Origin of the sequence: Kribbella sp. VKM Ac-2568, from assembly GCF_004345365.1 — a bacterium.
GTDB lineage: Bacteria > Actinomycetota > Actinomycetes > Propionibacteriales > Kribbellaceae > Kribbella > Kribbella orskensis.
On sequence record NZ_SLVF01000006.1, the window covers coordinates 545,113 to 560,765 of the forward strand.

15 protein-coding genes are annotated in these 15,653 nt (G+C 68.6%); 11 read left to right on the plus strand and 4 right to left on the minus strand.

All coding sequences use genetic code 11. The annotated features are described in order from the left end of the window. Nucleotides 1-2 precede the first annotated feature (2 nt). The 5 genes from EV648_RS20610 to EV648_RS20630 are packed head-to-tail and all read left to right on the plus strand — an operon-like array spanning nucleotide 3 to nucleotide 5,468. Entirely contained in the window at nucleotides 3-923 is a 921-nt protein-coding gene (locus EV648_RS20610; RefSeq protein ID WP_132293945.1) for a carbohydrate ABC transporter permease, read from the plus strand. Further along, nucleotides 920-1,762, plus strand: coding sequence for a carbohydrate ABC transporter permease (locus EV648_RS20615; RefSeq protein WP_241995410.1), 843 nt, complete (start codon nucleotides 920-922; stop codon nucleotides 1,760-1,762). Before EV648_RS20610 ends, EV648_RS20615 begins: the two co-directional genes overlap by 4 nt. Then, nucleotides 1,759-2,412, plus strand: a complete 654-nt coding sequence (locus EV648_RS20620; RefSeq protein WP_132293948.1) for a hypothetical protein — start codon at nucleotides 1,759-1,761, stop codon at nucleotides 2,410-2,412. The genes EV648_RS20615 and EV648_RS20620 overlap by 4 nt, the downstream gene beginning before the upstream one ends. Further along, the gene (locus EV648_RS20625; protein WP_132293951.1) at nucleotides 2,393-4,891 is read left to right on the plus strand and encodes a GH116 family glycosyl-hydrolase; all 2,499 of its coding nucleotides are present in this window, start codon (nucleotides 2,393-2,395) and stop codon (nucleotides 4,889-4,891) included. Before EV648_RS20620 ends, EV648_RS20625 begins: the two co-directional genes overlap by 20 nt. A 16-nt stretch (nucleotides 4,892-4,907) precedes the next feature. Next, on the plus strand, nucleotides 4,908-5,468 hold the full coding sequence (locus EV648_RS20630) for a hypothetical protein (protein WP_132293954.1): 561 nt from the start codon (nucleotides 4,908-4,910) through the stop codon (nucleotides 5,466-5,468). Between the two features lie 215 nt (nucleotides 5,469-5,683). Here EV648_RS20630 and EV648_RS20635 read toward each other — a convergent pair whose 3' ends face one another. Together EV648_RS20635 and adh are read right to left on the minus strand one after the other, a co-directional pair. Then, nucleotides 5,684-6,061 (minus strand): DUF779 domain-containing protein, encoded by a 378-nt coding sequence (locus tag EV648_RS20635; RefSeq protein WP_132293957.1) that lies wholly within the window; start codon nucleotides 6,059-6,061, stop codon nucleotides 5,684-5,686. 4 nt (nucleotides 6,062-6,065) lie between these two features. Then, nucleotides 6,066-7,589: an aldehyde dehydrogenase gene (adh, locus tag EV648_RS20640; RefSeq protein ID WP_132293960.1), complete on the minus strand. Its 1,524-nt coding sequence runs from the start codon at nucleotides 7,587-7,589 to the stop codon at nucleotides 6,066-6,068. A 116-nt stretch (nucleotides 7,590-7,705) separates the two neighbouring features. Here adh and EV648_RS20645 point away from each other — a divergent pair, with 116 nt between their 5' ends. Beyond that, on the plus strand, nucleotides 7,706-9,154 hold the full coding sequence (locus EV648_RS20645) for a GAF domain-containing protein (protein ID WP_132293963.1): 1,449 nt from the start codon (nucleotides 7,706-7,708) through the stop codon (nucleotides 9,152-9,154). Between the two features lie 114 nt (nucleotides 9,155-9,268). Here EV648_RS20645 and EV648_RS20650 read toward each other — a convergent pair whose 3' ends face one another. Further along, nucleotides 9,269-10,282 carry a LacI family DNA-binding transcriptional regulator gene (locus EV648_RS20650; protein ID WP_132293966.1) on the minus strand — a complete coding sequence of 338 codons (1,014 nt, stop codon included), beginning with the start codon at nucleotides 10,280-10,282 and terminating at the stop codon, nucleotides 9,269-9,271. 173 nt (nucleotides 10,283-10,455) lie between these two features. Between EV648_RS20650 and EV648_RS20655 the strand changes: the two genes are divergently transcribed. The 5 genes from EV648_RS20655 (at nucleotide 10,456) to EV648_RS20675 (ending at nucleotide 14,377) form a co-directional block, all read left to right on the plus strand. Then, complete coding sequence (locus tag EV648_RS20655) at nucleotides 10,456-11,394, plus strand: amidohydrolase family protein (RefSeq protein ID WP_241995411.1); 939 nt, start codon at nucleotides 10,456-10,458, stop codon at nucleotides 11,392-11,394. A 55-nt stretch (nucleotides 11,395-11,449) separates the two neighbouring features. Beyond that, nucleotides 11,450-12,013 carry a cysteine dioxygenase family protein gene (locus tag EV648_RS20660; protein WP_132293969.1) on the plus strand — a complete coding sequence of 188 codons (564 nt, stop codon included), beginning with the start codon at nucleotides 11,450-11,452 and terminating at the stop codon, nucleotides 12,011-12,013. 94 nt (nucleotides 12,014-12,107) lie between these two features. Next, nucleotides 12,108-12,920 (plus strand): class I SAM-dependent methyltransferase, encoded by an 813-nt coding sequence (locus EV648_RS20665; RefSeq protein WP_132293972.1) that lies wholly within the window; start codon nucleotides 12,108-12,110, stop codon nucleotides 12,918-12,920. Next, a complete protein-coding gene (locus tag EV648_RS20670) occupies nucleotides 12,913-13,488 on the plus strand; it encodes a bifunctional DNA primase/polymerase (RefSeq protein ID WP_255512854.1) in 576 nt (191 codons plus the stop codon). The genes EV648_RS20665 and EV648_RS20670 overlap by 8 nt, the downstream gene beginning before the upstream one ends. A 13-nt stretch (nucleotides 13,489-13,501) precedes the next feature. After that, on the plus strand, nucleotides 13,502-14,377 hold the full coding sequence (locus EV648_RS20675) for a MarR family winged helix-turn-helix transcriptional regulator (protein ID WP_132293975.1): 876 nt from the start codon (nucleotides 13,502-13,504) through the stop codon (nucleotides 14,375-14,377). A gap of 100 nt (nucleotides 14,378-14,477) precedes the next feature. Here the strand turns inward: EV648_RS20675 and EV648_RS20680 are convergent, their stop codons facing one another. Continuing rightward, nucleotides 14,478-15,602, minus strand: a complete 1,125-nt coding sequence (locus EV648_RS20680) for a TIGR03118 family protein (protein ID WP_132293978.1) — start codon at nucleotides 15,600-15,602, stop codon at nucleotides 14,478-14,480. Nucleotides 15,603-15,653 lie beyond the last annotated feature (51 nt).

The window sequence follows — 15,653 nt, forward strand, 5'->3', positions numbered from 1 at the left end:
TCATGGCGACCGCCGTAGCAGAACTTCAGGCGGCGAAGCAGGCGACTCCTCAGCAACGGCGGGACTGGCTGCCCGGCTATCTGTTCATCGGCCCCGCTGTGCTGCTGTTCCTGGTCTTCGTCGCCGCTCCACTGGTCGCGGCCTTCGGGCTGAGCCTGTTCCACTGGGACCTGCTCAGTACGCCGGAGTTCGCCGGCCTGGACAACTTCCGGCAGCTGGTGACGGACGAGGCCACCATCCGCGCCGTGATCAACACCTTCGTCTTCGCCACGGCGTCGGTGGTCACGCACATCGGGATCGGCATGCTGCTCGCGCTCGGCGTGCACCGGACGATGACGCGCGGTACGAAGTACTTCGTCCGGACCGCGTACTTCTTCCCGTTCCTGGTGTCCTGGGCGGCGGTGGCGCTGATCTGGAAGTACGTGCTCGATCCGTCGTTCGGCCTGGCCACGCACTACCTCTCGTCGCTCGGGTTGCCGGTGACGAACTGGCTCGCCTCGCCGACCTGGGCCCTGCCGACGTTGATCGTGGTCGATTGGTGGCACACGATCGGGTACACGTTCATCATCCTGCTGGCCGGGCTGCAGACGGTGCCCGCGCAGTTGCACGAGGCGGCCCGGGTGGACGGCGCGAACGCCTGGTGGCGGTTCTGGAGCGTCACGCTGCCGGTGATGTCGCCGACGATCTTCTTCGCCACCGTGATCACCTTCATCGGCGCGTTCCAGATCTTCGACCCGATGCTGATCATGACCAACGGCGGTCCGGACGGCGCCACCCAGAGCATCGTGATGTACACCTACGAGAAGGGCTTCCAGTCCTTCGAGGTCGGGTACGCCGCGGCGCTGTCGCTGGTGCTGTTCCTGGTCATCATGATCGCCACCGGGCTGCAGTTCCGGCTCAGCCGAAGGTGGGTGCACCAGTGAACGGCCCTGCACTGAACGGCGTCGCATTGAAGGGCAGGCTGCTCGACCTCGTCCTGGTGCTCGGCGGGCTGCTGATGATCGCGCCGCTGGTCTGGTTGATCGTGACCGCGTTGTCGCAGCCGATCGACGCGTTCCAGCTGCCGCCGCGGTGGATCCCGCGGCCGCCGACGTTGGAGAACTTCCAGCAGGTGCCGGATTTGATCCCGTTCGCCCGGATGGCGTGGAACAGCCTGCAGATCGCGCTGATCACCACGGCCGGATCGCTGCTGACGAGTGCACTGGCCGCCTACGCGTTCTCGCGGCTGCGGTTCCCCGGCCGGGACCAGATCTTCCTGGTGCTGCTGGCGGCCCTGGTCGTGCCGGTTCAGCTGACCGTAGTACCGGTGTTCATCCTGATGCGGTGGCTGCACCTGGTCGACACGTCGGTGGCGATCTGGTTGCCGGCGCTCGTCAACGTGTTCGGGATCTTCTTCCTGCGGCAGTACATCGCGTCGATCCCGCGGGAGCTGGACGAGGCGGCGATCATGGACGGCGCCGGCCACTTCTGGATCCTGTTCCGGGTGATCCTGCCGCTGGCCCGACCGGGTCTGACGGCGCTGGGGATCTTCGTCTTCGAGGCGTCCTGGAACAACTTCTTCTGGCCGTACATCTTCTTGTCGTCGCCGGAGAAGATGACGCTGCCGGTCGGCCTGGTCTCCCTGCAGGGAGCGATGGGCGGTGGGCCGGCGGTGGTGCTGTTCGCCGCGATCACCTTGGTGGTGCTGCCGATCCTGGTGCTGTTCCTGATCTTCCAGCGCTCCTTCATCGCATCGATCGCGTCCACCGGGTTGCGCGCATGACGGATCACCTGCCCGTCGCGCTCCGCTCTCTGTGGCACGAACTGCCGCTGCTGGCCGTCATCGGCGTCCTCACCTGTACTGCGTACGCTGCCGTGGTGGTCCTGATGCCCGGGGTGACACCGGGCAGTGTGCTCCTGTCCGCGTTACTGGTTGCGCCGGTGTGGGCCGGGGTGACCGCGACCACCGACTCCGTCGTTCTGGGTGGGCGCGGCGGAGTGCTCCTGCTGCTGCAAAACCTCAAGCGGCATTGGCGAGCGGGGCTTGAGGTAGGCCTGGTCCCGGGAGTCGTTGCTGCACTGGCTCTGGTGAACTGGACGCTCTACAGCGGACCGCTGATGGCCTTGCCTCTGGCAGTGAGCGGTTGTGCCATTGTGTTGGCCGTCTTGACCTCCTTCAGTGCCTTCAGCCTTCGGGTGACCGCAGGGCTGCGTGGTAAGTCGCTCTGGCTCACAGCGCTGGCTTTGGTCGCCCGCGCCCCCGCAGTACCGCTCGGGGTGGTTGCCCTCGCGGTGGTTGCTCTTTTGCTCGGTACCTCTGTCACTGCCTCATTGCTGCTGCTGGCTCCCGGGCCGGTGGCGCTGTTCGCATCCGCTGGCACCTGGACGACTCTCGGACGATCGGAGAACATGCATGGCGCGCTACACCGGTGAGAACCTGCGGCACTTCGCACTGCCGCTGGGTGGTCTGGGGACCGGCAACCTGGCGTTGGCGGGCAACGGTGCGCTCCGGCAGTGGCAACTGCACAACATCGGCAACCACGAAGGGCACCTGCCGGACAGCTTCTTCGCCATCCGGGTGTCCCGCGTCGAGCCGCCAGTGGACGAGATCCGTTTGCTGCAAGGGCCTTTGCAGGAATCATCGGGCACGCCGCTGGTGACGGACGACGCAGTACCGGCTGCTGAGCGGCGGCTGCACTCGCTGCTGCGACCGGTCGGTGAGGCGTCTGTCGCCGCGGTCTATCCGCAGGCTCGGGTCGACTATGAGACCGACCTACCGATCGACGTGAGTATGGAGGTCTTCAACCCGCTCGTCCCGCTGGACGCCTCTGCGAGCTCGCAGCCGGTCGCGGCCTTCACCTTCACACTGCACAACCCCGGTGAGATCGCTGTGCACGGCTCACTTGCCGGAGCTCTGCAGAACGCAGTGGGCTGGGACGGCGTCACGCCGATCGACGGCGTGTCCTGCGGCCTCTACGGTGGCAACACGAACCGCTCGAGGCAGCGAGATGGCTGGACCTCGCTGGTGTTCGAGAACGGCACGCTGCCGGCGGATCACCCGGGCGCCGGGCAAATGGTGCTCAGTACGGACGGTGCCGGCACGAAGGCCTATCCGCAGTGGACGACACCCGAACAGTTCATCACCTACCTCGCGGGACGGCCCACCGATCGGCCGATCCCGTCGAGCGGCCCCAGCCCGGCAGGGACCACCTGGAACGGTGGGCTCGCGGCGCCGTTCCACCTGGCGGCGGGGGAGACCGTGCGGGTGCGGTTCCTGATCGCGTGGCATTTCGCGAACCGCTCCGTCGACTTCCACCAGTTCGGGCCTCGGCGCGACTACGGGCACAGCAAGTTCTGGCTGGGCAACGCCTACACCCAGGCGCAGCCGGACGCGGTCGCCGTCGCCGAGGACTTCGTCGCCCGGTGGGACGAGCTGGCTGCCGCGAGTGTGGCGTGGGGCGATGCCTTCGAGTCGAGCACCTTGCCTGGTGAGACGGGGACGCGTCTGGCAGCGCTGGTGGCCGACGTACGGAGTCCTACTGTCTTCCGGACCGCCGAGGGGACAGTGCTTGGGTTCGAGGGGACGCTGGGCGCGTCCACGGTGATGTGGGGCGGCCGGTACGGCGGATCGTGCCCGTTGAACTGCACGCACGTCTGGAACTACGAGCAGACGTTGTCCCGGCTCTTCCCCGCGCTGGAACGCGACATGCGCGACACGGAGTACGACGTGATGCAGGCGCCGGAGGGGTACATCCCGCACCGGGTGATCGCGCCGACGTACCAGCGCCAGCTCTGGGACGTGGTGATAGGCGGCCCGGAGGAGCCCGCGCTCGACGGGATGCTCGGCAGCGTGCTCAAGACCTACCGGGAGGTCCGGCAGGGGGCGGGGATGGAGTGGCTCGCCAGCAGATGGCCGAACGTCGAGCGGCTGCTCACTCACATCCGCGGCAAGTGGGACCCGGAGGGCACTGGCGTACTGCGGGGCATCCAGCCCAGTACGCACGACATCGACCTCTGCGGGGTCAACTCGTTCATGGGGACCCTGTGGCTCGCGGCACTGCGTGCGGCCCAGGAGATGGCGCTGCTGCTCGGCGAGGACGGCAAGGACTACCGGATGCTGTTCGAGGCCGGCAGCAAGGCGTACGACGAGTTGCTGTTCACCGGCGAGTACTACCGCCAGGTGCTGGCACCCGAGGAGAAGCAGGACTTCCAGTGGGGCGACGGCTGTCTGGCCGATCAGCTGATCGGCCAGTGGTGGGCGCACCAGCTCGACCTGGGCTACCTGCTCCCCGCCGAGCACGTGAAGACGGCATTGCGCGCTGTCGTGCGGCACAACCTGCGCACGGGTTTCGCGGACTTCTCCCACCCCTACCGGGTGTTCGCGGACGGCGACGACACCGGCCTGCTGATGTGTACCTGGCCGCATGGTGGCCGCCCTGCTGTTCCCACGCGGTACTGCGACGAGGTGTGGACGGGCTCGGAGTACCAGGTCGCGGCGCACCTTCTCTATGAGGGCCTGGTCGACGAGGGAATGGCCGTACTGCAAGGGATGTGGGATCGGTACGACGGGACGCGGCGTAACCCGTTCAACCCGATCGAGTGCGGCGACCACTACATCCGCAACGCCGCCGGCTGGTCCGTGCTGGAGGCCCTCGCGGGGTTCAGCTACAACGCGCTGACGAACACGCTCACCTTCGCACCACTCGAGGCGGCCCGCCTGGCCGGCGGCTGGCAGGTCCCCTTCGTCGCCGGGACGGGCTGGGGCGTAGCCACCTTCCGCGACTCCACCCTGACCCTCGAATGCCACGCCGGCCACCTAGACATCCACGCAATCCACCTAGACGGCTCCGAGCTACCCCTGGACACCCAGGTCGTCATACCAGGCAAACCACTGGCGATCCCCGCCCCCTGAACCTAACGTCCTCGGCATGGACCTAGTGGCCCGTGCCGAGGCACTACAGGCGGAAGCGCTCGACGTATTCCGCCTGCTCGACCTGGAAGCGGCGTTCCCGACCTTCGGCCCACCCCAACTGGTCGGGAGTGCCCTCTCCGGCCTGATGAACTACCGCGACCTGGACATCACCTTCACTGCTCCCGAGGCCACCGCTTCCGCAGTGCTGGAAGGCCTTGCCCGGATCGCCACCCGTCCCGGCCTCCTGGCCGCGGACTTCACCGACGAACGCGCCGACCGCCGCCCCACCCCCCGCCTCACCGACGAACGGTTCTACGCCGTACTGCGCTACGAGGGCCCAGGCGGCCTTTGGAAGGTGGACCTGACCGTCTGGCTCCACGCTGTCGACCGCCCCCACGTCGCCGAGGCAGAGCGCCTCCGCACAGCAACCCCCGCCCAGAAACTCACAATCCTCCGCCTCAAGAACACCCACCCCGACTACCCAGCCAAACTCGGCGGCACCGACATCTACCCAGCCGTCCTGGACCACGGCGTCCGCACCCTCGACGAATTGCAGGAGCACCTCGACAGTCGCTGAGTCTCAGGTCCACCTCGCTGGGTTGTATCGCGGGCCTGTGGATAGCTAGGATCTGGATACCACGCCATGGCCTCACGGCTGTGGTCCAACGGCCTCCCTCGGGAGGCCGTTTTTGTTTGCCCTGAGCGTGCTTCCGCGCAAGTGAAGAGCGCCGGCTGTCCGGCAACGCCACCGGACGGTCGGCACTCGCTGCGTGAGTTCGAGTGCCCTGCGCACTAGAGGAGACCCAGGTCGGCGGTCTCCTGGTCGCTGAAGAGGCGGGAGCGGATCAGGAAGCGGACGCCTTCGGGGGCCTCCACGGAGAAGCCGCTGCCGCGGCCTTTGACGACGTCGACGGTCAGGTGGGTGTGCTTCCAGTATTCGAACTGGTTCTTCGACATCCAGAACGCGACCGGCTTGTCGAGCCCGTCGACGGCCAGGTCACCCAGGCGGATGTCCGCCGCGCCGGTCCGGAACTCGCCGTCGGGATAGCACATCGGGGAGCTGCCGTCGCAGCACCCGCCGGACTGGTGGAACATCAGCGGGCCGTGCAGCTCGGTGAGGCGGCGGAGCAACTCCGCCGCCTCCTCCGTGAACGAAACCCTGTCGACCATGGGCTTAGAAGAAGCCGTCCGGCGTCGGGCTGTAGCTGACCAGCAGGTTCTTGGTCTGCTGGTAGTGGTCGAGCATCATCTTGTGGTTCTCGCGCCCGATGCCCGAGTTCTTGTACCCACCGAAGGCCGCGTGCGCCGGGTACGCGTGGTAGCAGTTGGTCCAGACCCGGCCGGCCTGGATCTCGCGACCTGCCCGGTACGCCGTGTTGATGTCCCGCGACCAGACGCCCGCGCCGAGCCCGTACAGGGTGTCGTTGGCGATCTTCATCGCGTCGGCGTAGTCGTCGAACTTCGTCACCGAGACGACCGGGCCGAAGATCTCCTCCTGGAAGATCCGCATCTTGTTCTCGCCCTCGAAGATGGTCGGCTGGACGTAGTAGCCGCCGCTCAGATCGCCGCCGAGGTCGGCTCTCTCGCCGCCGGTGATCACCTTGGCGCCCTCGGCCTTGCCGATGTCGATGTAGGAAAGAATCTTCTCGTACTGGTCGTTGCTGGCCTGGGCGCCCATCATCGTCTCGGTGTCGAGCGGGTTGCCCTGCTTGACCGCCTCGGTCCGGGCCTTCGCGTCGGTCAGGAACGAGTCGTAAATGCCGGCCTGGATCAGCGCGCGGGACGGACAGGTGCACACCTCGCCCTGGTTCAGCGCGAACATGGTGAAGCCCTCGAGGGCCTTGTTGTAGAAGTCGTCCTTGCTGTTCGCGACGTCGTCGAAGAAGATGTTCGGACTCTTGCCGCCGAGCTCCAGCGTCACCGGGATGATGTTCTCCGACGCGTACTGCATGATGAGGCGGCCGGTGGTGGTCTCACCGGTGAACGCGACCTTGGCGACCCTGTTGCTAGAGGCAAGCGGTTTGCCGGCCTCGACGCCGAACCCGTTGACGATGTTCAGCACGCCCGGCGGGAGCAGGTCGCCGATCAGCTCCATCAGCACGTGGATCGAGGCGGGCGTCTGCTCGGCCGGCTTCAGCACCACGGCGTTCCCCGCCGCCAGCGCGGGCGCGAGTTTCCAGGTCGCCATCAGGATCGGGAAGTTCCACGGGATGATCTGCGCGACCACGCCGAGCGGTTCGTGGAAGTGGTACGCGACCATGTCGTCGTCGACCTGCGAGATCGAGCCCTCCTGGGCCCGCAGCGCGCCGGCGAAGTACCGGAAGTGGTCGATCGCCAGCGGCATGTCGGCGGCCAGCGTCTCCCGGACGGCCTTGCCGTTGTCCCAGGTCTCGGCGACCGCGAGCAGTTCGAGGTTGTCCTCGATCCGGTCGGCGATCTTGTTCAGGATGTTGGCGCGCTCCGACGACGACGTCCGGCCCCAGCCCGGCGCCGCCCCGTGGGCGGCGTCGAGCGCGAGCTCGACGTCGTCGGCGGTGCCGCGCGCGATCTCGGTGAAGTTCTCACCGGTCACGGGAGTCGGGTTCTCGAAATAACCGCCCTTGGAAGGCGGTACCCACTCGCCGCCGATGTAGTGGTCGTAGCGCGACTTGAACTCGACCGGGCTGCCGTCCTGCCCGGGAGCTGCATAGATCGTCATTGATCCTCCAACGAAAGGGTTTGGCGGTTGGCCGCACCTTAGATCCGGCGACGTTGCATCGACGTTGCATCACTCTCTGCTCTTGAACGCCGGGCGGTTCCGGGCGAGGCTGAGGCGTGGACGCAGCGCAGGAAGCGCGCCGGCTCAGTGAGCTGTACGACGAGGTGCTCGGCGAAGGCCGGGCACCTGCCATGCCACGCCCACTTGTCGCGGAGTCCTGGCAGCGGTCGCTCGCGGCCTCGGTCGATCCCGAGCTGGACGCGCCGCCGATGGTCGTCTCGGCCGACCTGCTGGAGACGCTGCGGGAGAACCATCCGCTGCGCGCGGTCCTGCCCGTACTGCGGGAAACGCTGACCACGATCGCGGACGAGGCGTCCCACATCATGATCGTCACCGACGCCCAGGGTCTGATCCTCTGGCGCGAGGGTGCCGCCGACGTCCGCCGCCAGGCCGACCGGATCGCCCTGTCCGAAGGCGCCGTCTGGGCAGAGGACGCGATCGGAACCAACGGCATGGGTACTGCGCTCGCCGCCGACCAGCCCGTGCAGATCCACTCGGCCGAGCACCTGGTACGCCGGATCCACGCGTGGACCTGTGCCGCCGCCCCTGTGCACGACCCGGACACCGGCAAGCTGATCGGCGCTGTCGACGTCTCGGGTCCGTTGCGCACGGTCCACCCCGCGATGATGGCGCTGGTGACCGCGGCTGCTCAGCTCGCCGAGGGGCAGCTCCGGGTCCGGATGGCCGCCGCCGACGAGCAGCTCCGCGCCCGCAACATGCGGCACCTGACCGCCCTCGGCGATGCCCCCGGCGCGCTGCTGACTCCGACCGGCCGGGTCCTCGCCGTCCAGCCGCTCGCCTGGCTGCCCGACCGCCTCGACATCTCCGGCGGCGCCGAGCGGATCGAGCTCGGCGACGGTCGGGAGGCCGTGGTCGAACAACTCGACGAGGGCTACCTGCTGCGCATCCCGGGCGCGGTACGCGGGCACCGCCGCTCGCTGCGGCTCAAACTGCTGGGTTCGGGTCAGCCGATCGCGGTCGTCGGCGGCCGGGAGATCGCCCTGACGCTGCGCCGCGCGGAAGTGCTCGCCCTGCTGCTGCTCCACCCCTCCGGGCTCACGGCGGAGCAGTTGATGCTTCAGCTGTACGGCGACGAGGGGAATCCGACCACGGTCCGCGCGGAGATGCACCGGCTACGGAACCTGCTCGGCGTCGGCATCCTGGACACCAAGCCGTACCGGATCATCGCGGCCGTGTCGGGCGACGTCACCGACGTACAGGCCGCAGTCCGCCGCGGAGAACTCCCCAAGGCGCTCGAGCTGTACGCCGGGCCGCTGCTCGGGCGATCCGACGCGCCGGCCTTGCGTGCGGAGCGGGACGAGCTCGATGCGACGTTGCGCCGCGCAGTGCTGGACTCCGGGGATACCGACCTGGTCTGGCGGTTCGCGCAGACGGCCACCGGCGCTGAGGACCTCGAGGTTTTCGAGGTACTGGAGCGGGCGTTGCCCAGCACCGACCACCGGCGCCCGGCGGTCATCGCCCGGCTGGACCGTCTCGCCCGCTGATCCCGCCTGCCCGTCCGGCTACCCGTCTATCCAGATAGTGGACAGTGGAATTTAAGTGCACTGAACTAGTCTAGTTTCGCGGGTGTGGCCGTCGTGGGTGACTCAGCGTCGTCGTCACGCCTTCGCGGGCGCGGCGGCGACCGAGCCGCGCTCGATCAGGGTCGGCTCGACGGTGGTCCGGCGAACCCGTCGGTTCGTGTCGACGGCAGAGGTGACCCGGGCGACGACGTCCGCGACCAGGTCGTCGAGCGGCCAGTGGAAGGTGGACAGCGGCGGCGTGAGCAGCTGCGACATCGGCTGGTCGTCGTACCCGAGCAGGGACAGGTCGTCCGGGATCCGGATGTCGAGCTCCCTGCAGGCGGCGTACACCCCGAAGGCCATCGAATCGGCCAGCGCCAGGATGCCGGTCGGCCGCTGTTTCGACGTCAGCAGCTCGCGAGCCACCTCGGTCGCGCCGCTCAGATCGTGCGGGCACGGGATGATGCGGATCTTCAGCTTCAGCCCAGCCGCGATCCGCTGCGCGATCTCTTCCACGGGACTCTCGATCTCCACCCGGCGGGACGGGCTCAGGACGGCGACGGTGCGGTGACCCGCGTCGGCCAGCCGGCGGAGCGCGGTACTGACTCCGGAGTCGTTGTCGAAGAGGACCTCGGACTTCGCCTTCGCGGCCGGCAGCGCATCGCCGATCGCGATCACCGGCGCCTGCTGGGCGATCTTGGCCCAGCTCTTGGCGGCCGGGTCGATCGGGATCACCACGATCGCGTCGGCCCGGTGGTCGACCAGGTGCTGGGCGAGCTGCAATTGCCGGTCGGCGTCGCCGGCGGAGTCGATGATCCACGCGTTCCGGTCCGGGGCGAGGAGCTCGCGGCCGAGCGCGGCGGCCAGGCGCTGCTGCCAGAGATCCTCGAGCGAGGCGCAGAGCACGCCGACCGAACCACTCCGGCCGGAGGCGAGGGCGCGGGCCACGGGGTCGGCCTGGTACCCGAGACGCTCGGCGGCTTCCTGCACCCGCTGCTGCGTCTCCGGCGTTCCTTGCAGACCTCGCAGCGCGTAGGACACGGCTGCCATCGAGAGGCCGGTCTCCGCTGCGATGTCCTTGAGGGTCGGCCTGCGGCCAGTTCCGGACATGTGATCGACCCTAGGCCACCCCGCCGACAAAAGCCTGCCGACAGGTCGGCGGTGCTGAGACACGGCTTGACAAAAGAGCCTTTGAAGCGCTTCACTGAAAGTGACGTGAAGCGCTTCAAAATCTCCCTCGTGACCAGCCCCGAGGGATCCGGCGACCAGCGAGAGGACGGCCCGTGAACGGCGTGATCGACGTGCACCAGCACCTGTGGCCGGCCGAGTTCGTCGACCGCCTCCGGGCCCGGACCGAGCCGCCGTACCTGGACGGCTGGACCCTGCACACGGCCGGCGAAGCGCCGTACGAGGTGGACCCGGCGGCGCACGCCGTCGACAAGCGGCTGGCCGAGGAGCAGGGGGATGGGACCGCCCTGGTCGGGCTGTCGCTGTCGAGCCCTCTCGGGATCGAGCACCTCGGTGACCTGGCGTTGCTCGATGCATGGCACACCGGCGCTGCCGCGTTGCCCGAACCCTTCAAGGCCTGGGCGGCCGTCAATCTTCCCGAGCCTGACCTCGCCGGCCTGGAATCCGTTCTGGACAAGGGATTCCTCGGTCTGCAGCTCCCGGCCCAGGTCGTCGGTACTCCGGCCGGCTGGGCTCAGCTGGGTGAACTCCTGACCCTTGCCGAGCGGGTGAACAAGCCGATCCTCATCCACCCGGGCACGCCCGCGCCGCCGACCGAGAACCTGCCGGGCTGGTGGTGCCCGGTGGTCGACTACTCGCTCCAACTTCAAGCGGCCTGGTGGGCCTGGCACGCGTTCGGCGGCCGTACCGCGTTCCCGCGGCTGCGGCTCTGCTTCGTCGCCGCGGCCGGCCTGGCTCCGGTCCACCACGAGAGGCTGACCGCTCGCGGCGGCCGCCTCGGCACCATCGACCCCAACCTGTACGTCGACACCTCGAGCTACGGCCCGCAGGGGATCGACGCGGTCGCCCGGGTCCTCGGCATCGACCAGGTCGTGCACGGCACCGACCGGCCGTACGCCGGGACCGTCGACCTCCGTCAGGGCGACGCCGCCACCGCGGTGATCCGCCACGACAACCCGCACCGGCTGCTGTTCGGTGCCGCAGACCCCTCGCCGCGCCCGCGGCGGGAAAACCCCTCCCCGCGCCCGTGGTGAGGTACCCGACCACCTGCCGGTCCTGGACCGGCAGCATCTCCGAGAGGGGAGTGCAGTGACTGCTCAGCCCGTTTCCGACGCACCCGTCGTTCCCGCGCGCCAGGCCAGCCGGCTCGTGGAGCTCAACGACTGTCTGTCGCTGGACAACCTTCCGGGACGTGACCTGGACCCCGCCGAGCTGGCCGAGCTCGCCGGCGGGATCGCCGCCCAGCCGCACCTGTGGGAGGACAAGGTCGCCTACAGCGACGAGGAGCGCGTCTTCGCCTCGCTGCACCGCGACGCCAACGTCGACGTCTGGCTGATCTGCTGGACGCCGGTCAACGACACCGGCTGGCATGACCACGACGTCTCCTCCGGCGCCGTCGCAGTCGCCCGCGGCAAACTCGTCGAGCACAACCTCGCGATCGGCACCGAGTCGATCGAGACCGAGATCGAGGCGGGCGACGTCTACGGCTTCGGCCCCGACCACATCCACCGCCTCACCGGCCTCGACAAGGGCAGCGTCACCGTCCACGCCTACAGCCCGCCGCTGTGGCGCATGGGCCAGTACTCCGTCAAGGAAGGCGTCCTCCGCCGGGTCTCCGTCTCCTACGCCGACGAACTCCGCCCCCTGGACTAGCTCGTCCGGCCACGCGGCAGGCAGCGGATCTGCCCCGGGTTGCCCCGCGATCTGGCCTGCCGTCGGGCTGGACCGCTGACCAGACTCGGCTGGCATGACGACCCAGTTGGATATCGAGGCCCACTACACGACCCGGCACGACGAGGCGACTCGGTTGAGCTCGACCTTGAAAGGCCGGCTGGAACAAGCCCGGGTTCACGACCTGCTCACCCGCTACCTCCCCGAACCTCCCGCGGTGGTGGCGGATGTCGGTGGCGGACCCGGAGTACATGCGAGCTGGTTGAAGGACCGCGGGTACGAGGTCGAGCTGCTCGATCCCGTGCAGCACCACGTGGAACAAGCCACGGCCGCGGGGATCAGCGCAGTACAAGGGGATGCGCGGCGGTTGCCCTGGGAGAACGAGTACTTCGACGCTGTGCTGCTGGCGGGTCCGATGTATCACCTGCCGGAGGCGGCGGATCGGCGGCTGGCGCTGCGCGAGGCGATCCGGGTGATCCGGCCCGGCGGGTTCATCGCGGTGGTCGCGATCAACCGGGCGGCGAACCTGATCGGGTCCATGCTCGCCAACACGTTGCTGCTGCGGCGCGGGATCGTGGCGGACATCCTCGAGACCGGGTTCAGCCCGGACAACGACCGGATGGCGGAGACGACCTACCACACCACCACGCAACTGCGGACGGAACTGACGAACGCCGGGCTGCGCTCCGTGACGGTGCACGGTCTGACCGGGCCGGGTGGTTGGCTGACGGTCGCGATCGACGCGCACTTCCGGGACGTGCCGTTGCCGGAGAGCCTGCTGGAGCCGGATCCGTTGAAGACGGCGCTGGAGTGTTCGCGGCTCGCCGATCGCTGCCCGGAGCTGACGCCGTCGAGTTCGCTGCTGTTCGCGGTCGGCCAGCGTGCTTGATGGCTGGATCCGGCGCGGCCAGACGCGCAGGCTGCGTGAACGGGCCACCCGGTACGCCGTGAACGGGTGGCCTGTGGCACCGCTGGTCGTGCCGCGCCTCGGGCGGTGTCCGTGCGGGAGGGCGTGCGTGGATCCGCATCTTGCCGGTGAGCCCGTGCGGGACGGAGCCCGGGCGGAGGTGGTGTGGCGGGAGCGAGCCTGGGAGATCGCCTTGCTGACCGAGGGATTCGAGGTGCTCGACCTCCCACCGGAGTACGGCGCGTTGCTGAATCACCAGTTGAAGACCACCTGCCCGACGGCGATGGCGCCCGTCGGCCGGCGCTGGTGGTTCTTCCTGGTGCCGGGGTCGATGGAACCGGAACGGGTCGCCCGCGCCGGCGGAGTACTGCACTCCGCCTCGCCTGCCGCTGGACCGGGTGCTGCTGGAGCGGGTACGGCGGTCGGGTGGGTGGTGGCGCCGGGGACGGTGCTGGAGTCGACCGGGCGGATCCGGTGGCTGGTGCATCCGTACCTGACCCGCTGGCAGCCGTATCAGCGGAGGGATGCTGTCGATCAGGTATTTCTCTGACTATAGTCAGACAATGGCCATCGCTGACGTCAGGAGATTCAACCGGACGGTCACGCAGCGGATCGGTGCGCTGAACGACGCCTACATGTCCCGCGACCGCCCGCTTGGGCGGGCGCGGGTGCTCTGGGAGATCGGGGCGGACGGGTGCGACCTCCGCTCGCTCCGGTCCCGGCTCGACCTCGACTCCGGCTACCTCAGCCGGCTGCTCCGCGCCCTTGAGAGCGACGGGCTGGTAGAGGTCGAGCAGAACGGCGACGACGGCCGGGTGCGTACGGCCCGGCTGACTGCCCAGGGCCTCGCCGAGCGGGCCGTGCTGGATCAGCGGTCCGACGAACTCGCCGCGTCGATCCTCCAGCCGTTGAGCGACAAGCAACAGGCCCGGCTGGTCGCCGCGATGGGCGAGGTCGAGCGGCTGCTGATCGCGTCGACGGTCCAGGTCGCGATCGTCGACCCACGGCACCCGGACGCGCGGTTCTGCCTGCAGTCGTACTTCGACGAACTGGGCGAACGCTTCGAAGCCGGGTTCGACCACGCCCGGAGCATCTCCGCCGGCGTGGACGAACTCACCTTGCCCGCGGGTCTTCTGCTGGTCGCGACGCTGCACTCGGAGCCGGTCGGCTGCGGTGGCCTGAAGTTCCACGACGGCGAACCGACCGAGGTCAAACGGATGTGGGTGTCGCCGGCCGTGCGAGGCCTCGGCCTAGGTCGCCGCCTGCTCACGGAACTGGAGAACCAAGCGGCCACCCACGGCTCCGCAGTACTCCGTCTGGAAACCAACAAGAACCTGGCCGAGGCGATCTCCCTCTACCGCGCAGCCGGTTACCACGAGGTCCCTGCTTTCAACACCGAGCCCTACGCCCACCACTGGTTCGAGAAACCTCTCACCTGAAGCCCGGCAACCCCCGCGCCGAAGTCTCAGCACGCCTCCGTGGAGAGAGGCTGAGGATCCCCCTGGCATCCTCAGCCTCTCGATCCCCGTGAGTCGTGGGTTACGGGTGACGCAGAACGCCTACGAGGCCGTGGGTCTCGTTGTCGATACCCGCCGAGAACAAGAGGGCGTCGGTGCCGCCGGTGGTGGCGGTGCCCTGCAGGAGTGCCCACAGGCCGGGGATCACCAGGGTGCGGCCGGTGGCGCTGTTCTTGACCTGGCCGGAGATCTTCGAGGCGAAGCGGCCGTGGGACTTGGACTCGATGACGTTGATGCGGCCGTCGCCGAAGTTGCCGACCAGGAGCGAACCCGCCTGCTTACCCCACGAAGCAGGAGCGATCGCCAGACCCCACGGCGCGTTCAGGGTGTCGCGGGAGGCGATCCGCGCGACGAACTTGCCGTTCACGGTGTACTCGTCGACGAAGCCGAGGCCCCGGCCGCTGGCGTTGCGGCCCGTCTTCGGGTCGATCTTGGCGTAGGCGACGAAGATCCGGCCGTTCAGCGTCTGCACGTTGAACGGGTTGTAGCCCTTCGGCAGGTGGAAGTCCCGGAACGCCCACCGAGGCTGCGCGACCTTCTGGAAGGTGCTGTTGAACACGTCGATCCGGCCCTGCGCGAAGTTCGCGGCGTACAACTGGTCGCCGTGCTTGGCGGTCGCGAAGGCGAGGCCGGTGTAGGACGCGCCGGGGACGGTCGCCTTGATCTCGGCGGCCCCGATCAGCGGGCTCACCGGCGGTCCCCAGGCGGCGATCTGACCGGTCAGGGTGGCGAAGATGAAGCGGGCCGGCCCACTGGCGGTGCCGTTGCTGAGCACGAATCCGGTGCCGGGGTTGTTGACCTGGCCGGTCGGGACCGGGACGGTCACGCGGATGGTCGGCACCTTGGTCGCGGTGGTCGCGCCGGGGGCCGAGGAGTAGAGGGTCGAGGACGAGGTGCCCTGGTTGGAGACCCACAGCGGGGTGGCCGCGCCGAGCGAGAGACCCCATGGGTTCACCAGGTCGGCGTCGACCAGCGGCGCCTTGCCCGGCACGTCCGAGACCAGATTGACCTGCTGTACCGCGAGGTCGCGCGAGCCATGACCGTGAGAGTCGTGCGCGCTGGCGGTACTGGGCGCGACGAGTGCGAGCCCACCGAGAACGGCGGTCGCGACGGCGAGTGGCCGGCCCTTGGTACGGAAAAGCGACATGACACATTCCTGTCACTAGGAAGCTGAACACCCCCAACACGTGCGGATAAA